Origin of the sequence: Rhodococcus sp. WY5, from assembly GCF_018588185.1 — a bacterium.
Classification (GTDB): domain Bacteria; phylum Actinomycetota; class Actinomycetes; order Mycobacteriales; family Mycobacteriaceae; genus Rhodococcus_F; species Rhodococcus_F qingshengii.
Genome location: NZ_JAAMPR010000001.1, coordinates 985,927 through 1,000,980 on the forward strand (window position 1 = coordinate 985,927; position 15,054 = coordinate 1,000,980).

The 15,054-nt window shown below is 62.7% G+C and carries 16 protein-coding genes; 7 read left to right on the forward strand and 9 right to left on the reverse strand.

From position 1 onward, the window contains the following. Positions 1-83: 83 nt before the first annotated feature. The 4 genes from G4D79_RS04485 (at position 84) to G4D79_RS04500 (ending at position 3,258) form a co-directional block, all read left to right on the forward strand. Positions 84-806, forward strand: a complete 723-nt coding sequence (locus tag G4D79_RS04485; RefSeq protein ID WP_058038072.1) for a FadR/GntR family transcriptional regulator — start codon at positions 84-86, stop codon at positions 804-806. Further along, positions 803-1,453 carry a sterol desaturase family protein gene (locus G4D79_RS04490; protein ID WP_003944185.1) on the forward strand — a complete coding sequence of 217 codons (651 nt, stop codon included), beginning with the start codon at positions 803-805 and terminating at the stop codon, positions 1,451-1,453. Before G4D79_RS04485 ends, G4D79_RS04490 begins: the two co-directional genes overlap by 4 nt. Before the next feature lie 143 nt (positions 1,454-1,596). After that, positions 1,597-1,755, forward strand: a complete 159-nt coding sequence (locus G4D79_RS04495) for a hypothetical protein (protein ID WP_003944172.1) — start codon at positions 1,597-1,599, stop codon at positions 1,753-1,755. 90 nt (positions 1,756-1,845) lie between these two features. After that, entirely contained in the window at positions 1,846-3,258 is a 1,413-nt protein-coding gene (locus tag G4D79_RS04500; RefSeq protein WP_099696839.1) for an amidase, read from the forward strand. 19 nt (positions 3,259-3,277) lie between these two features. Here the strand turns inward: G4D79_RS04500 and G4D79_RS04505 are convergent, their stop codons facing one another. Genes G4D79_RS04505 through G4D79_RS04525 form a run of 5 tightly spaced genes read right to left on the reverse strand, consistent with a single transcriptional unit; the run spans position 3,278 to position 8,936 of the window. Then, complete coding sequence (locus G4D79_RS04505) at positions 3,278-5,476, reverse strand: acyl-CoA dehydrogenase (RefSeq protein WP_099696840.1); 2,199 nt, start codon at positions 5,474-5,476, stop codon at positions 3,278-3,280. Positions 5,477-5,480: 4 nt separating this feature from the next. After that, positions 5,481-6,347, reverse strand: a complete 867-nt coding sequence (locus G4D79_RS04510) for an SDR family oxidoreductase (RefSeq protein ID WP_007735961.1) — start codon at positions 6,345-6,347, stop codon at positions 5,481-5,483. 41 nt (positions 6,348-6,388) lie between these two features. Further along, positions 6,389-7,264 carry a MaoC/PaaZ C-terminal domain-containing protein gene (locus tag G4D79_RS04515; RefSeq protein ID WP_030535857.1) on the reverse strand — a complete coding sequence of 292 codons (876 nt, stop codon included), beginning with the start codon at positions 7,262-7,264 and terminating at the stop codon, positions 6,389-6,391. 7 nt (positions 7,265-7,271) lie between these two features. Beyond that, positions 7,272-7,703: an SRPBCC family protein gene (locus tag G4D79_RS04520; RefSeq protein WP_030535858.1), complete on the reverse strand. Its 432-nt coding sequence runs from the start codon at positions 7,701-7,703 to the stop codon at positions 7,272-7,274. Positions 7,704-7,745: 42 nt separating this feature from the next. Further along, positions 7,746-8,936, reverse strand: a complete 1,191-nt coding sequence (locus G4D79_RS04525; RefSeq protein WP_007735955.1) for a lipid-transfer protein — start codon at positions 8,934-8,936, stop codon at positions 7,746-7,748. 102 nt (positions 8,937-9,038) lie between these two features. Here G4D79_RS04525 and G4D79_RS04530 point away from each other — a divergent pair, with 102 nt between their 5' ends. Both G4D79_RS04530 and G4D79_RS04535 read left to right on the forward strand, forming a co-directional pair. Then, positions 9,039-9,722, forward strand: coding sequence for a TetR/AcrR family transcriptional regulator (locus tag G4D79_RS04530; protein ID WP_007735953.1), 684 nt, complete (start codon positions 9,039-9,041; stop codon positions 9,720-9,722). Beyond that, a complete protein-coding gene (locus G4D79_RS04535; RefSeq protein WP_058038078.1) occupies positions 9,719-10,285 on the forward strand; it encodes a GNAT family N-acetyltransferase in 567 nt (188 codons plus the stop codon). Before G4D79_RS04530 ends, G4D79_RS04535 begins: the two co-directional genes overlap by 4 nt. On the opposite strand, the gene G4D79_RS04540 is transcribed toward G4D79_RS04535, so the two are convergent. The 4 genes from G4D79_RS04540 to G4D79_RS04555 are packed head-to-tail and all read right to left on the reverse strand — an operon-like array spanning position 10,248 to position 14,078. Beyond that, positions 10,248-11,348, reverse strand: a complete 1,101-nt coding sequence (locus tag G4D79_RS04540; RefSeq protein ID WP_050655959.1) for an FAD-dependent monooxygenase — start codon at positions 11,346-11,348, stop codon at positions 10,248-10,250. The two genes, G4D79_RS04535 and G4D79_RS04540, sit on opposite strands and share 38 nt — an antisense overlap. Positions 11,349-11,351: 3 nt before the next feature. Then, positions 11,352-12,809, reverse strand: a complete 1,458-nt coding sequence (locus G4D79_RS04545; RefSeq protein ID WP_064442942.1) for an HNH endonuclease signature motif containing protein — start codon at positions 12,807-12,809, stop codon at positions 11,352-11,354. A 35-nt stretch (positions 12,810-12,844) separates the two neighbouring features. After that, a complete protein-coding gene (locus G4D79_RS04550) occupies positions 12,845-13,495 on the reverse strand; it encodes a DUF6308 family protein (protein ID WP_003944144.1) in 651 nt (216 codons plus the stop codon). Next, entirely contained in the window at positions 13,488-14,078 is a 591-nt protein-coding gene (locus G4D79_RS04555; RefSeq protein ID WP_050655957.1) for a hypothetical protein, read from the reverse strand. Before G4D79_RS04555 ends, G4D79_RS04550 begins: the two co-directional genes overlap by 8 nt. A 158-nt stretch (positions 14,079-14,236) precedes the next feature. Here G4D79_RS04555 and G4D79_RS04560 point away from each other — a divergent pair, with 158 nt between their 5' ends. Beyond that, positions 14,237-15,004, forward strand: a complete 768-nt coding sequence (locus G4D79_RS04560) for an SDR family NAD(P)-dependent oxidoreductase (RefSeq protein ID WP_003944195.1) — start codon at positions 14,237-14,239, stop codon at positions 15,002-15,004. Positions 15,005-15,054: the final 50 nt, after the last annotated feature.

Genomic DNA, 15,054 nt, shown 5'->3' on the forward strand with positions numbered 1-15,054 from the left:
ATATCTCTTTCGCGCCAAGCCTCCAATCGTTGAACTGGTATTACCACTTGACCTCTTACCGAGAAGCGGATTACGGTCGGTACATGTTCCAACCCGTTGCACGTACCTCGGCCTCCGGCGCAGTCTTCGATCAGATATCGGTGAAAGTGCTGGCCGGAGAGCTGGCTGCGGGTGAGGCACTACCCAGCGAGCGCAAGCTCGCCGAGGCATTCGGCGTCTCGCGGCCCGCAGTCCGCGAGGCAATTCAGAAGCTCGCCCAGGCCGGACTCGTCGAGGTCCGCCAGGGCGAGTCCACGTCGGTGCGCGATTTTCGACGCCAGGCCGGACCCGAACTTCTCCCCCAGCTGCTGGTGCGCGACGGCGTCCCCGACCTGAGCGTGGTGCGCAGCGTGCTGGAAACTCGCGAGTTGATGGGACCGCAGATCGCTGTGCTGGCCGCCCGTCGCATCTCCGCGGAATCCGCCCGAGAACTCGACACGGCCGTTGATCAACTAGGCGCCACCGAAGATCCAGTGGAGTTGCAAGACCGCGCTCTGGCGTTCTGGGACGTCGTCGTCGACAGCGCAGATTCCATTGCCTTCCGTTTGATCTTCAACAGCCTTCGGGCTGCATACGAGCCGGCTATGACTGCACTTGCATCCGTCATGGTCGCCGAAGTCGGCCAGACCGACCTGTATCGAAAACTGGCCTCCGCCATCACTTCAAACGACGAGCCAACTGCCGAGGCGTCAGCCGCACAGCTCCTTCACACCGGCACGACGGCAATCGGCGACGCTCTCACCTTCCTGGAAGGACTGAAACCATGAGCAAGCCTCTTACTCTCGCCGATGCGGCACGGACGTTCCGCAAGTCACCGACGCCGTGGATGATCGGCACCATGCTGCTGGCCGCCGCGGCGGCGCGCATCGCAGTGGGCAACTGGCAGATCACCGACGCCCTCGTTCCGCTCGTGATGCTTGCCGCATTCCCCTTCGTGGAGTGGATCATTCACGTCTTCGTTCTTCATTGGAAGCCACGAACCATTGCCGGCGTCACACTCGATTCACGGCTGGCGCGCAGCCATCGGGAACACCACTTTGCGCCGCGAACCGTCTCACTCATCTTCATCCCGTGGCAGACGCTCCTGATCGTGATTCCCGTTCTGACAGCCGTCGCCCTCCTGGCATTTCCCCGCGTCGAACTCGGTCTGACGTTCCTGACCTTCATTTCCGTGCTCGGCCTCGGTTACGAGTGGACACATTTCCTCATCCACAGTGACTACAAGCCGAAAACTGCTCTCTACCGGTCGGTTTGGCGCAATCACCGCAACCACCACTTCAAGAACGAACACTACTGGTTCACCGTCACCACCGCGGGAACGGCCGATCGCGTACTGGGCACGTATCCCGACCCCAAATCCGTCGAGACCTCCCCGACAGCCAAGAACCTGCACGGCGCAGCGTCCAAGCTGTGAAGGAAGACCGATTCCTGGCCCCCAGCTGGCAATGAACTTGAACTTGCCTGTGTATCAGCAATTTTCGTTGAAACTCGTCAGAACCGTGCTTAGTGTCGATGGAGTCAGAAGTTCGAAAACGCTGTAACCGAAGGACACAACACATGTTCAACGATGTATTCAACAACGTCATCCACCCGATGGTCACGAACTTCCAGCAGTTGGGCCCCCAGCAGTTCATTCCGCAGCAGTTCATCCCACAGGGAGTGTTCCAGCAGGCGCCGCAGGCAGCAGAGCAGGCAGTGACGATCTTCGGTAGCTGATACCGCAATCCACAGATAGCGCCACTCAGGGGTCGTCCGTCCAATATGCTGGACGGACGACCTGAGTGCCTCCGCCTGACAAGGATCCCCATGACCGCGAACACCCCCATCCACGCTTTCACCGACGACGCCCTGGGCGACCTCGACGCCACCGGCGTCGCCGCCCGGATCGAATCAGGCGAGGTGACCGCACGGGAAGTCATGGAGGCATCGATCGCCCGCGCCGAGGCAGTGCAGGGGCAATTGAACGGTCTGGCCTGCACTGATTTCGATCGTGCCCTCGCCAGGAGCAACCGGCCCGCCAAGGGCGTCTTTGCCGGTGTCCCCACCGCGATCAAGGACAACACCGACAGCGCCGGCCTTCCCACCCAGCAGGGCAGTACCGCCTTCACCGCGATCCCCGCCAAAGCCGACAGCGATTTCGCGAAGCAGTTCCTCTCCACCGGGGCCATTTCGATCGGCAAGACCCGACTGCCCGAGTTCGGATTCAGTGCGTCCACCGAATACATGACGGAAGAACCCGTGCACAACCCGTGGAATCCGGCGTACTCGTCGGGCGCTTCCTCGGGAGGCGCAGCCGCGCTTGTTGCTGCCGGCGTACTCCCGATGGCGCACGCCAACGACGGCGGTGGATCGATTCGCATTCCCGCCGCTGCCTGCGGACTCGTCGGACTCAAACCCACTCGCGGACGCACCATCGCCGATCCGGCCGACAAGTCGATGCCGATCCGGTTGATCGCCCAGGGCGCCGTTACTCGCACTGTTCGCGACACTGCACGATGGATGTCTGCGGCTGAGAACTACTACCGCAATCCGCGACTCGCACCGGTTCGCTTGATCGAAGGACCCAGCTCAACCCGCCTGCGCGTCGGCGTGATCGCCGATTCCGTCACCGTCACCAAGACGGACGACGAGACGCGCAAGTCCGTCGAAGCTACGGCCGAACTCCTTGCAAGCCTTGGCCATCATGTCGAGGACGCAGCACTGCCCGTCGGCCCCGAATTCATCGACGACTTCAGCATTTACTGGGGCTTTCTGTCGTTTGCCATCTCCACCGGTGGCAAACAAATGCTCGGACCCGACTTCGACAAGTCCGGCACCGACAATCTCACCAAGGGCCTCTACACGCTGTACCGGAAGAACCTGGTGAAGACGCCGCGCGTGCTCTACCGTCTGCGACGGCTCCAGCAGCAGTACAGCGCCATGTTCTTGAAGTACGACGTCGTGCTCTCGCCGGCTCTGGGGCACACCACCCCCGAGCTCGGATACCTCTCTCCCGCTCAGCCTTTCGAGGAGCTTTTCGACAAGTTGATCGCGTACACGTCGTTCACACCGCTCAACAACATTTCCGGTGGTCCCGCGATTTCGCTACCGATGCATCAGACCAGCAACGGTTTGCCGTTGGCTTCGCATTTCTCCGCCGATCTCGGCGACGAGCGCACACTCCTCGAATTGGCCTTCGAACTGGAAGAGGCTCAGCCCTGGAGAAGAATCCAGGACTGAGCCTCGCCGGTAAATACCCTCAGTCTCGCGGCAATCCGAGCATGCGCTCACCGATCACGTTGAGCTGCACCTCGGTTGTGCCGCCGTAAATGGTGGTGGCGCGGCCCGAAATGAGTTGCTCCATCGCCTTGTCGCTTGGCTGCCCTGGGATGCTGACCGCTCCGGCAGCACCCAGTTCGGCGACGACGAACTCGGCAATCGACTGGCTGATCTTCATCGCCAACAGCTTGCCGACGCTCGACGTCGTACTCACGTCGATTCCCGAAAGTTGCTTGAGCACAACGCGGGAACCGATGAGATCGATCGCCTGACTCTCCGCAACCAGCTCGCCGACACGGTAGCGTCCGATCGGGCTCAGGTCTGCCGACTTCGCGAACTTCAGCAGATCGGAGTCCGAGGCGTACGCCTCCATCTTCTGGCTGAGCGCGACGCGCTCGCCGGCCAGCGTCGTCCGGGCGACGTTCCACCCGTCGTTGACCTCACCGACCACGTTCTCGTCGGGGATGAACACGTCGTCGAGGAACACCTCGTTGAACAACGCCGAGCCCGTCATCTCACGCAGCGGGCGGACGGTGATGCCCGGTGTCGACATATCGAGCACGAAGTAGGTGATGCCCTGATGCTTCGGCCTGGTGGCGTCCGTGCGGGCGATCAGCATTGCCCAGTCGGAGAACTGCGCAACCGTGGTCCAGATCTTCTGACCGGTGATCTTCCAACCGCCGTCGACCTTTTCGGCCTTCGTGGACAATGACGCAAGGTCGGAACCAGCACCGGGCTCGCTGAAGAGCTGGCACCACACCAGCTCACCCTGCAGGGTAGGCACGGCCAGCTCTTGCTTCTGCTTGTCCGAACCATGTGCCACGACGGCCTGCACTGCCCACGTTCCCATCAGAAGCTGCGGCATCGAGATACCGGCAGCCTTGATTTCCTGGGAGATGACGATCTGCTCGAGCGGAGCGGCGCCGCGCCCGTACGGCTTCGGCAGGTGAGGCTGAACCCAGCCGCCGTCGCCGAGCGCGATCAGCTGGTCGTCCTCGTCGAGCTCGACCAACTTGGCAAGCTCGGCCGCGATGCCGCCGCGGATCTCCTCTGCCTCCGGCGGCAGTTCGAGAACCGAAGCCCGGCTGACACCGTCAAGTGCCTGCTGCGCAACACGGTTGGCACGATCCTCGCGGGTACCGAGAATGCCGCGGATCGAGAGCGCGCGCCGGTAGTACAGGTGGGCGTCGTGCTCCCACGTGAAGCCGATGCCGCCGTGGACCTGCACGCAGTCCTGCGCTACCTGCACTGCGGCGTCCGGCACGATGACTGCGGCGATGTCGGCGGCAAAATCTGCCGTGTCGTCGCCCTTGTCCAATGCGCTTGCCGCATCCCACACAACGGCGCGTGCCTGCTCGAGCGCAATGCCCATCTGCGCACACTTGTGCTTGACGCCCTGGAACTGACCGATGGGTCGCCCGAACTGCACACGCGTCTTGGCATACTCCGATGCAGTGGAGACGCACCAGGACATGACACCGACGTCTTCGGCGCCGAGAACGACTGCGGCAATGGACCGTACCCGCGCCTCGGTGAGACCGTCGAGTATCCGTTCGGCGCTGATCTGAACATTGTCAGCTTCGATCCGCGCACTACCGCGCAGCACGTCGATGCTGTCCTGAACGGTGATCGCGACTGCGCTGCTCTCGAGCACCGCGTAGCGAACGCCCTCGGGCAACTGGATCGGAACCAGCAGTACGTCGGCGTGCTCACCACCGAGCACACCGTCGAGTGCGCCCGTGATCTTGTACCCACCGTCCGACGACTCGGCCGCCAACGGTGCACCCAAGGCGACTGCTGCCGTACGACTTCCGTCGATCAGACCGGGCAGGAACTCGGGTCCCGCCTTGGAATCGGCGACACCGAGAACGGCACTTGCCAATACCGTCGGAACGAACGGGCCGGGAGAGACTGTGCGGCCCAATGCTTCCAGTGCCACCGCCAAGGTCAGCAGGCCGGCGCCGTGACCACCTTGCTCTTCCGGAACCGCGAGCCCGAGAAGGTCCTGCCCGACGAGTGCCGTCCAGAACTGGGGGAACTTGTCCTCGGTCCGCGACTCCACGGCCGCGCGTACCTGCTCGGTGGTGATGGTGCGCTCGGCGAAGGAGCGCACCGAATCTGCAAGCGCGGTGTGCTCCTCACTCAGCCCGAGGCCGAGTTCGTATGCGTTGCGTGCCATGCGCTTACAGTCGTTCTGCGAGGTCAGCGGTGGTCCAGGGACCCTCGCTCTCGATGGTGTTCACACCGTGCCAGCCGGCGAGTTCCGTGATGGCCCCACCCTGAACGGCATACACCTTGCCGGTGAGCTTGCAGTCCGCCGCCGCGAGATAGGCCACGAGCGGCGAGATGTTGGACGGCGCAAACGCGTCGAACTCACCCTCGGGGACCTCGGCCGCGAAGAGCGCACCCATACCGGGTGTCGCCAGCGTCAGTCGAGTACGCGCGATCGGCGCAATTGCGTTGACGCGCACGCCGTATCGATCGAGCTCGTCAGCGGCCACCAACGTCAGGGCTGCGATGCCCGCCTTGGCTGCACCGTAGTTGCCCTGGCCCGCATTGGGCATGAAGGTACCCGAAGCCGAAGCAGTGTTGATGACCGAAGCGTTGACGGTCTCGCCTGCCTTGCTCTGGTCCTTCCAGTATGCGGCAGCGTGGTGCAGTGTCGCTGCGTGCCCTTTGAGGTGCACGGCAATGACTGCGTCCCACTGGCTCTCGTCCATACCCGCGATGAAGGCGTCACGAAGAATGCCAGCGTTGTTGACCAGGACGTCGAGTCGGCCGAACTCACTGACGGCCTGCTTGACGAGGCCCTCGGCACCGTCCCAGGTGGCGATGTTGTCGGTGTTGGCAACGGCCTTGCCGCCTGCGGCAACGATCTCGTCGACTACCTGCTGCGCGGGGCCGGCATCTGCACCGGAACCGTCGTTTGCGCCGCCGAGGTCGTTGACCACGACGCTCGCACCCTCACGAGCGAAGAGCAGCGCATGCTCACGGCCGATGCCGCGTCCTGCTCCGGTGATGATCGCTACGCGACCGTCGAGACTTCCCATCAGTTCAAATTCCCATCAGTTCAGTTGTCGGACATGAAGACTCATTTGTCGGCGATGACCGCGAGGCCGTCCTTGATGACCAGGTCACCGACCGCGCTGGTTTCGTACGAGTACGACGTGGCTCCGTCTGCCGAACCCGACTTGTAGAACACCGTCTCGATGTCCTGGGTCGGGAGTACGGGTTTCGCGAATCGCACTGCGAGACGGCGCAACCGCTCGGTCTCGCCGCCTGCCAGTTCGGTCAGGGCTCCCCACGACGTGAACGCCATCGTGCACAGTCCATGGTTGATGATTCCGGGGAGACCGGACATCCGAGCGATCTCCTCGTCGAGGTGAATCGGCATCGGATCGCCGGAAGCCGGTGAGTACCGGAATGTCTGGTCCTCGTCGATGTGCTGGTTCACCACCGCTGCGGGTCTACCAGCGCGAAGAGCGTCGTCGAATCGGTGTTCGGGAGCCTTCTCGCCAAGTCCGGGGCCCGCGTCGACCTTGCGGAAGAAGGCCGTCATCCACTGCTCGTTGACCAATTCACCCTTGTCGGTTTTGGTTTCGACGTAGATGACGACGGTGGATCCGTTGTCCCGGCCCTCGAATCCGATGGGCTTGGCACGAGCGACAAGGTGGTCACCGGGGTAGATCGGACGGTGGAACAGGAAGTCCTGCTCACCGTGAACGAGCTTCATCAGCAGTTCGACCGGCGCCACCGACAGCGCAGCGGGTGCCATCGACATGAAGACGGGTACCACCGCGAAGACCGGCGGAGCGATCTCGCCTTTCAGGTGTCGCTCGATGGGGTCGTTTGTGGCAGCGGCATATTCGGCGATGCGCTCGGCTGTCACCTCGAAGTGCTCCGGATCGGTCCATACGTCCAGCCCGGACGTATCGAATTCGACCGCGTTGGTCTTCGGTGTCGTCATCGAGCCGTTACCCGACCAGCTCGGCGAACTTGGCCAGCGAGGCCTCGAGATCAGCCTTGGCGTTCTTGGCAACTGCCTTGCCGATCGGCCCGACGATCATGGTGCCCTTGAAGCTGGCGTCGACGGTTGCCTTCGAACCCGCACCGTCGGCCTCGACCGAGAGGATGAATTCGACGGTGACGCCGGCCATTCCGGTACCGGCAATCTTGACCATCTTCGGAACCTCGACCTCTTCGACGGTCCACTCGATCTTGTTGGCCATACCCATCACGGAGACGACCTCGGTGAACTTGGCGCCCAACGCGACCTCGGTGGGGAGTTCACTCTTCCAGCCCTGGTGAATGGTGAGCCACTCTTCCCAGCGAGACAGATCGGATAGCGCATCCCAGGTCTTCTCGGGGGATGCGGGCAGTACGGCGGAGACGGAAACGGAAGCCATGATGAAACTCCTAGTGGGTAGCTGGCGGGTTGAGGGTGTGATTCAGCGTGCGTAGGGCTTGTATGCGGTCACGACAACTGCACCGCCGAGTCCGATGTTGTGCTGGAGGGCGACCTTCGCGCCGTCGACCTGACGCTTGTCCGCGGTTCCGCGGAGCTGCCAGGTGAGTTCGGCGCACTGCGCGAGGCCTGTTGCTCCGAGGGGGTGGCCCTTCGAGATGAGGCCGCCGGACGGGTTGACCACCCAGCGTCCGCCGTAGGTGGTGTCGTCGGCGTCGACGAGCTTGCCGCCGTCACCTTCGGCGCACAGTCCAAGTGCCTCGTAGGTCAGCAACTCGTTGGTGGAGAAGCAGTCGTGGAGTTCGATGACGTCGACGTCGTCGGCGGTGATCCCGGCCTGGGCGTATACCTTCTCGGCGGCCTTGCGGGTCATGTCTGCGCCGACGAGGCTGATGGCGCTCTTGTCCTCGAAAGTGCTGTTCATGTCGGTGACCATGGCCTGTCCGACGATCTCGATCGCCTGAGCAGCGAGCCCGTGCTTTTCGACGAATGCTTCGCTGGCGATGATCGCCGCGCCGGATCCGTCCGAGGTGGGCGAGCACTGGAGCTTGGTGAGCGGCCCGTGAATCTGGCGTGCTTCGAGGATCTGCTCGAGGGTGTACTCGTCCTGGAACTGCGCGTACGGGTTGTTCAGTGAGTGCTTGTGGTTCTTGACGGCGATCTTCGCGAACTGCTCGGCAGTGGTTCCGAAGCGTTCCATGTGCTCGACGCCCGCGGCGCCGAACATGTACGGAGCCGGCGGCATCGCGAACTCCTGCAACTCGGCGAGAGCGAGGAGGTGCCGCATGAGGGGCTGTTCACGGTCGTCGTAGGTGGATCCGAGGGACCCGGACTGCATCTTCTCGAAGCCCAGCGCGAGTGCGCAGTCGGCCTGACCACTCTTGACCGCCTGCGTGGCGAGGTAGAGCGCGGTCGATCCCGTCGAACAGTTGTTGTTCACGTTGACGATGGGGATACCTGTCAGACCGAGCTCGTAGACAGCGCGCTGACCTGCGGTGGACTCGCCGTAGACGTAGCCGACGTATGCCTGCTCGACCTCGGTGTAGTCGATACCCGCATCTTCGAGCGCCTTGGTACCCGACTCGCGTGCCATATCCGGGTAGTCCCACTCGCGGGCTCCCGGCTTCTCGAACTTCGTCATGCCGACGCCGACGACAAAAACCCTGTTACTCATTGCCACTCCTGAAGAGAACGGTATCTGTGTGTGACACGCTGTCCCACCAAAGTATGTGAGACATCTTGTCCAGTCAATGGCGGGGTGAGTATCGTTCGATTTATGACAAAAACAGCCGAGTCGGCGCAGCCCGACGGGCGCAGCACTCGCTGGAACGATCACAAGGAGCAGCGCAAAGCGCGGATCCTCGACGCAGCACTCGATGCAGTCAACGAAGGTGGCGCCGACGTCGGCGTCCAGCAGATCGCCGAGCGCGCCGACGTCCCCCGCTCTGTTGTCTACCGGATCTTCAAGGATCGAGCCGACCTCGACGAGCAGCTGCGAGTCCGCATCCTCGAGATGATGATGACCGACCTGACCCCCACCCTCACGCCACAAGGCACCGTCGGCGAGGCCATCTCACGGGCCGTCGAGACCTACCTCCAGTGGATTGTGAAATATCCACGACTGCACCACTTTTTAGGCAAGGGCTCGCCGAGTACGCGGGCCACCGGTTCGAAAGTGGTGACCGGAACCAAGACGGCCATCGCCGTCCAATTGGGAAATTTGTTGGGCACGATCCTCACCAGCCGTGGCAAACCGTCGAAGATGGCTGAGCCCTTGGCTTTCGGCGTCATCGGATTGGTCGACGTCAGCGTCAACCGTTGGCTCAGCCAGCCGGGTTCCGATGTGACCAGTGCGGAATTGGCCGAATTCCTCGAACGCTCCATCTGGCAAGTCCTCGACGGCAATCTCCGGAGCATCGGTGTCGACATAACGCTGTCGACCCCCATCGCCGACCTGTGACAGTCACCGAACTACCCTGGACACTCGACGGACGGGGACTTCAACTGGTCCAGGTTCCATCACTCGCCCTGCACGCACTGGGTGAAGACAACGCCACTCTTGCAATGGAACTCGCACCCGACCTCCTGACCCCGTATCTCCTCGGCGAAGAATGCCAGGGCTTGTGGCGCTACCGGAGCAAGCAGATAGCAGAGAATCCCCTCGACAGCGCGTGGATCACCCGCATCGCCGTCGATGCCCGCACCTCGACGCCGGTGGGGATGGCCGGATTCCATGGTCGTCCCGATGCGCGCGGGATGGTGGAGGTCGGATATCGCATCGACCCGGCGTTCCGGCGCCAGGGCTACGCACGGTCCGCCCTCGAGATACTTCTCGACGTCGCGAGTCGCGAATCCGAAGTACACACCGTTCGAGCGACCATCAGTCCGGACAACATCGCATCACGAAATCTGATCAGCCAGTACAATTTTTGCGAAGTCGGTGAGCAGTGGGACGAAGAAGACGGTCTGGAAACCATCTTCGAAGTCAGTGCCTCTCGATCGGCTTCGGCCGCCAACGGTTGATCACACCGAATACCGACAAGGCAAGGATGTCGGGAGTCAACCGCACAACGACGTCACGCACCGCCGCTAACGATCGATTGTCCGGCATCACGACGGTCGACATCTGTCGCGAAATCCATTGAACAGTTCGAACTCTATGACGTCGAGCCTTTGTGTAGCCGGCGAGATCGTCCGCATAGGCAGCAAGAGTAACGGCGTCCTCGATCGCCAAAGCCGCACCTAGCCCGAGGTGAGGGCGCATGGCATGAGCGGCGTCGCCAATCAACGCAACTTTGCCGCGTGTCAACAACTTCGGGGTCCGAATCTCGAGCAGTTCGTTCTCGATGATGCGGGCCGGGTCAGCGTTCGCGACGAGCTGCGACACAGGTTCGGGCCAGTCCGCAAAATGCGCAAAACTCTCGCCGCGTTGCGCACCCGCGAAAGCGTAGGTGCGGTTGCCCGCCAACGGGAGAATCCCGAACTCCCCTCGAATCCCCCATACCTGTCCGACAAAATCCGGCGGTGGACCATCGACGATCCAGCGCCAAGCTGACACTCCGGTATGTACCACGGTTCCCTCGCCGGGCCAGATCTGCTGTCGCACAACACTGTGCACACCGTCCGCGGCAACGACTAGGTCGTATCGAGCGGTATCACCGTCGGTGACTATCTCGGCGCGGCCGTGATCTCCGCAGCCCACACCCGTCACCCTGGTTCCGGTGCGTAGACACTCGGCGGAGATTGCGCGAACCAACACGTCGATCAGATCGGCGCGGTGGATTGTCACCAGATCGCGACCGCCGGCGAGGTCACCAATTTTGCGCGTCACCAGATTTTGCCCGCGCAGATTCCTGATCGCGCCCGAGCTGTACGGAAGGGAATTCGCCCTGACCTGTTCGCCTACACCGATTTCGTCCAACGCTGCCAGAGCGTTGGGAAACAACACGACGGCGGCGCCCACCTCCGTGAACTCGGACGAACGCTCGTACACGGTGACATCCCAGCCTGCTTTGCGGAGCGCGATGGCAGCCGTCAGCCCGCCAATTCCCCCGCCGACGATTCCCGCGCACTGTCCTTCCGGCACAGGTCAGATCCTCTCCGGAACCGTGACAGCCGTCAACCCGCTGGTTTTATCGGTCCAGTGAATGGCACGGTCCTCCAGCATCACCGGCGTCCACAACCTGTATGTCTTCACCTGATGGTGATGACGACACAGGCATTGGAGGTTGCTCGCAATGGTCCACCCACCACGTCTCGGATCGGAAGGATCGAACTCGGTGATGTGGTCGAGTTGGCACCTGTTCGCGGGCACCGAACAACCAGGGAACCGGCAGTGACCGTCGACGGCCCGCACCAATGCGGCCAGAGCCGCTCCCGGAGCATAGGTCAGCGCGCCGGGAGGTGGATCGTGCTGGGCGCCGTGCCCATCCGATCTTCGAACGATGTCCGGGGATCGCGCGACCAACCGTTGCATTGCCCGAATCCGATCCCCGCAGCCGTTCGGTTCGCGACTTGGGCGATCACGTCGGGTGACAAGCGGCAGGACAGTGGGAGCATGCTGCCGACGCGGTCGATTCCCCGCGACCTGGGCGCGGAAATCGACGAACAAGGCCTGCCAGGTGGAATCAGCGGAGAGCTCGCGAGCAAAATCAGGATCGATCGGCCCGTATCCGTCGATGCTCGCGGGATCTGACGTCAATCCGAGGAGCGTCGCCAGATCACACACGATGTGCAACAACGGCTTCCGACGTGAGGATGCAGTCGATCGAGCTGCTGGGGATACTGCCTCGCACGTTTCGCTGCCACACTGGCAAGTCAGCCCCTGTTCGCCGTGCAGGAGAGCTACCAGTGCGTCGGCCCTACGGGTCGAGACATTTCGTGGATCGTGGTTGCAGACGCTTCCGGCGGCCTCGTTGATCAGGCCAAGCGCTTCGACGGCCTCGGTCGCACTGAGTGTTGCCTGCAACTGGGCGAGTCCGTGACGGTCTGCACGCGTGCGAACATCGCGGTGTTCCAGCATCTTCCGGCGACGTTCGGCGGCAGCGTCCGGATCGTAGGCAAAGAGCTGGCGCTCGATGTCGCGCTCCAGTTGCCCGGGCGGAAGACGGTGCGCCGAGGCAAGTACCCGGCGCTCGAGTGCTGCGATCGCCTCCGGATCGGCCCCGGTGAGTCCGTCGACAATCTTGCGCACACGCGCATAGTCCAACTCGCCGGCAGCGAAGGCGGCCTTGGTGAGCGGAAGGAACTCCCGTAGGGCATCACCGATCTCGATGTGGACTTCGGCAGTACGACGCGAGCACGTGAGCATGACCGCGATCTCGTTGCATGCGATCCGCCACGCCTTGTCGACATCACCGGACACGTCGAGTTCGGCGTTGAATCGCGACTCCGACAACATGGATGCACCGAGCACCTTTTGCGCGGCTAGCATGTTCTCGCTCTGCGCCGTCGCAAAGAGCATGTCCGGCAACACGAGTGGGTCGACGACAGGACGGCCGTCATCGACGGATGTCCCCACACCGCTCGTCAATCCCTTATCGAACATACATTCGACAATAAACCCACCCACCGACAAGAAAGCTAGAGTGCCGGTTTGTATCCCTTACCCTGCATCCACGCCAGCACGTCCAACACCCTGATGACCGGAACGGATTCGTCGAGACCTGCTCGTGCACGTAGATCGAGGAGTCGACTCTGCAACTCGTCTTCCCGCATGGCTACGCGAACAGGTTCCAGGTGGGCCGACTTCGTTCCCAACTCCCGCCCGATGACGTCGTCGTAGATCGGGAAGAGTCGCGGACGCTTGCGCGCGATCAGTTTGGACGCCATGGTTCGCCCGACGCCGTGAATCTCTCGAAGCGCCGTCTCCAACCGCCACACCGGAGATTCCGGAGTGAAGGGATCGGGTTCGTTCGATAGATCGCGATCCGGGCCCACGTCCGCCAGGAGTCGGTTCAGTTCGGCATTGTTCTCCCCGAGCAGGAAGAAGGCTCCTTGCGCCGGAACCTGAACCGACAGAAGCGTCACCGCAACAAGATCTTCCGCGGTGAAGATGTTCGCATCACGATCGCGATTGCCACTGGGATCCCAGGAATCCCACAACGCACCGGTTCGGAGATAACCGGTCTTTCGGAGCGGCCTCGTGAAATATTCCTGCAGCACGTCGACCGCGCCGTCATCGTCCCCGTCTCGCAGCACACGCGGGAGTCGGATGGGCAACTGATCAAGCATGGTCGAGCGACCTTTCCAGTACATATTTGGCGAACCCGGCGTTGTGATACTGCCGAAATGGGCCCTTGCCCTTGGCAACAAGATGCTCCGCGAGCGGACGAACCGTCGTCATGTCGACGGGCAGTTGAGCAAACTGTTCCAACGCATCCGAGTCCTCGAGACTGCAGTCGATCACGGTCCCGTCGCCGTCGGCGGACGCCAACTCGGTGCGTCTGATGGCGACCAGATCGTGCTTGGCGTCGAGTTCTTCGATGCTGCATCCGGTTCGCGATTCCAGTGCCGAACTGGATACGTACACGGACATGACGTGCTCGATCGCCTTACCGCCGACCAGATGGCACTCGACGCTCAGAATCTCCATCGGACCGATATTGAGCGTGAACAAGCGATGGCGCTCCGCCGATCGGTTGGTCGACGGCAGGCAACTGATCGTCCACTGTTCGATCTCGACGGCGGCCGGAGCGTCGAACGCGTAGGAGAGAACCTCGGCAATCAGTTCGGCAAGATCTTCGAAGAGAGGGTCGCGCTGCAACCGCTCGAAATTCTCGACAGAAGCGGCGGGACGCACAGGCGCCTTGCTCACGCAGGTCCCCTCTCGTCCGGTGCTTTGCTCTCAGACCTCGCGTCCAAGGTACCCAGCCCTACGCGGGTCTCGCGCGTTCGCCCTCACATACACCCTCGCGTTATGGTTCTCGACACGTACCACCGCCTTACCGATCGCTAACTCGAGGAGCACACGAAGTGGAAATCAAGGGAACCGCAGCACTGGTCACCGGAGCGGCATCAGGCCTCGGCGCCGCAACAGCCAAGCGCCTCGCCGACGCCGGCGCTACCGTCTTCGGCCTGGATCTGCCCGCGTCGATCGAGCGCGCAGGCGACAACGTCCCCGCCGGCGTCACCCTCATCCCCACCGACGTGACCAGCGGCGAAGAGGTCGAAGCAGCGATCAACCAGATCGTCGAGTCGGGCTCCCCGCTGCGCATCGTCGTCAACTGTGCCGGTGTCGGCTGGGCCGGACGCATCCTGTCCAAGAAGGGTCCGCACGACCTCGAGCTGTTCCGCACGGTCATCACCGTCAACCTGCTCGGCACCTTCAACGTCATGCGCCTGGCCGCCGACGCCATCGCCAAGACCGAGGCCGTCGACGAGTCGGGCCAGCGCGGCGTTGTCATCAACACCGCTTCCGTTGCTGCCTTCGAAGGCCAGATCGGCCAGATCGCGTACTCCGCCTCCAAGGGCGGCGTGCACGGCATGACGGTTCCGGCTGCCCGTGACCTTGCGCAGTTCGGCATCCGCGTCAACACGATCGCTCCCGGCATCATCGACACCCCGATGCTCGCAGGCGTCACCGACGAGTACCGCAAGGGCCTCGAGGCCGGCGTTCCGTTCCCGTCGCGCCTGGGCCAGCCGTCCGAGTACGCGCAGCTCGCGCAGATGATCGTCGAGCACGACTACCTCAACGGCGAGACCATCCGCATGGACGGCGCACTGCGCATGGCGCCGCGCTAACCTCCCTGCTGTGCGCCTTTATTAACCGCCCGCGGTTAATAAAGGCGCAC

What these genes read in the sequence shown, in the direction of transcription:
- G4D79_RS04485 (WP_058038072.1), top strand. Translation starts at nt 84, where the DNA reads ATGTTCCAACCCGTTGCACGTACCTCGGCCTCCGGCGCAGTCTTCGAT.
- G4D79_RS04490 (WP_003944185.1), top strand. Translation starts at nt 803, where the DNA reads ATGAGCAAGCCTCTTACTCTCGCCGATGCGGCACGGACGTTCCGCAAG.
- G4D79_RS04495 (WP_003944172.1), top strand. Translation starts at nt 1,597, where the DNA reads ATGTTCAACGATGTATTCAACAACGTCATCCACCCGATGGTCACGAAC.
- G4D79_RS04500 (WP_099696839.1), top strand. Translation starts at nt 1,846, where the DNA reads ATGACCGCGAACACCCCCATCCACGCTTTCACCGACGACGCCCTGGGC.
- G4D79_RS04505 (WP_099696840.1), bottom strand. Translation starts at nt 5,476, where the DNA reads ATGGCACGCAACGCATACGAACTCGGCCTCGGGCTGAGTGAGGAGCAC.
- G4D79_RS04510 (WP_007735961.1), bottom strand. Translation starts at nt 6,347, where the DNA reads ATGGGAAGTCTCGACGGTCGCGTAGCGATCATCACCGGAGCAGGACGC.
- G4D79_RS04515 (WP_030535857.1), bottom strand. Translation starts at nt 7,264, where the DNA reads ATGACGACACCGAAGACCAACGCGGTCGAATTCGATACGTCCGGGCTG.
- G4D79_RS04520 (WP_030535858.1), bottom strand. Translation starts at nt 7,703, where the DNA reads ATGGCTTCCGTTTCCGTCTCCGCCGTACTGCCCGCATCCCCCGAGAAG.
- G4D79_RS04525 (WP_007735955.1), bottom strand. Translation starts at nt 8,936, where the DNA reads ATGAGTAACAGGGTTTTTGTCGTCGGCGTCGGCATGACGAAGTTCGAG.
- G4D79_RS04530 (WP_007735953.1), top strand. Translation starts at nt 9,039, where the DNA reads ATGACAAAAACAGCCGAGTCGGCGCAGCCCGACGGGCGCAGCACTCGC.
- G4D79_RS04545 (WP_064442942.1), bottom strand. Translation starts at nt 12,809, where the DNA reads ATGTTCGATAAGGGATTGACGAGCGGTGTGGGGACATCCGTCGATGAC.
- G4D79_RS04550 (WP_003944144.1), bottom strand. Translation starts at nt 13,495, where the DNA reads ATGCTTGATCAGTTGCCCATCCGACTCCCGCGTGTGCTGCGAGACGGG.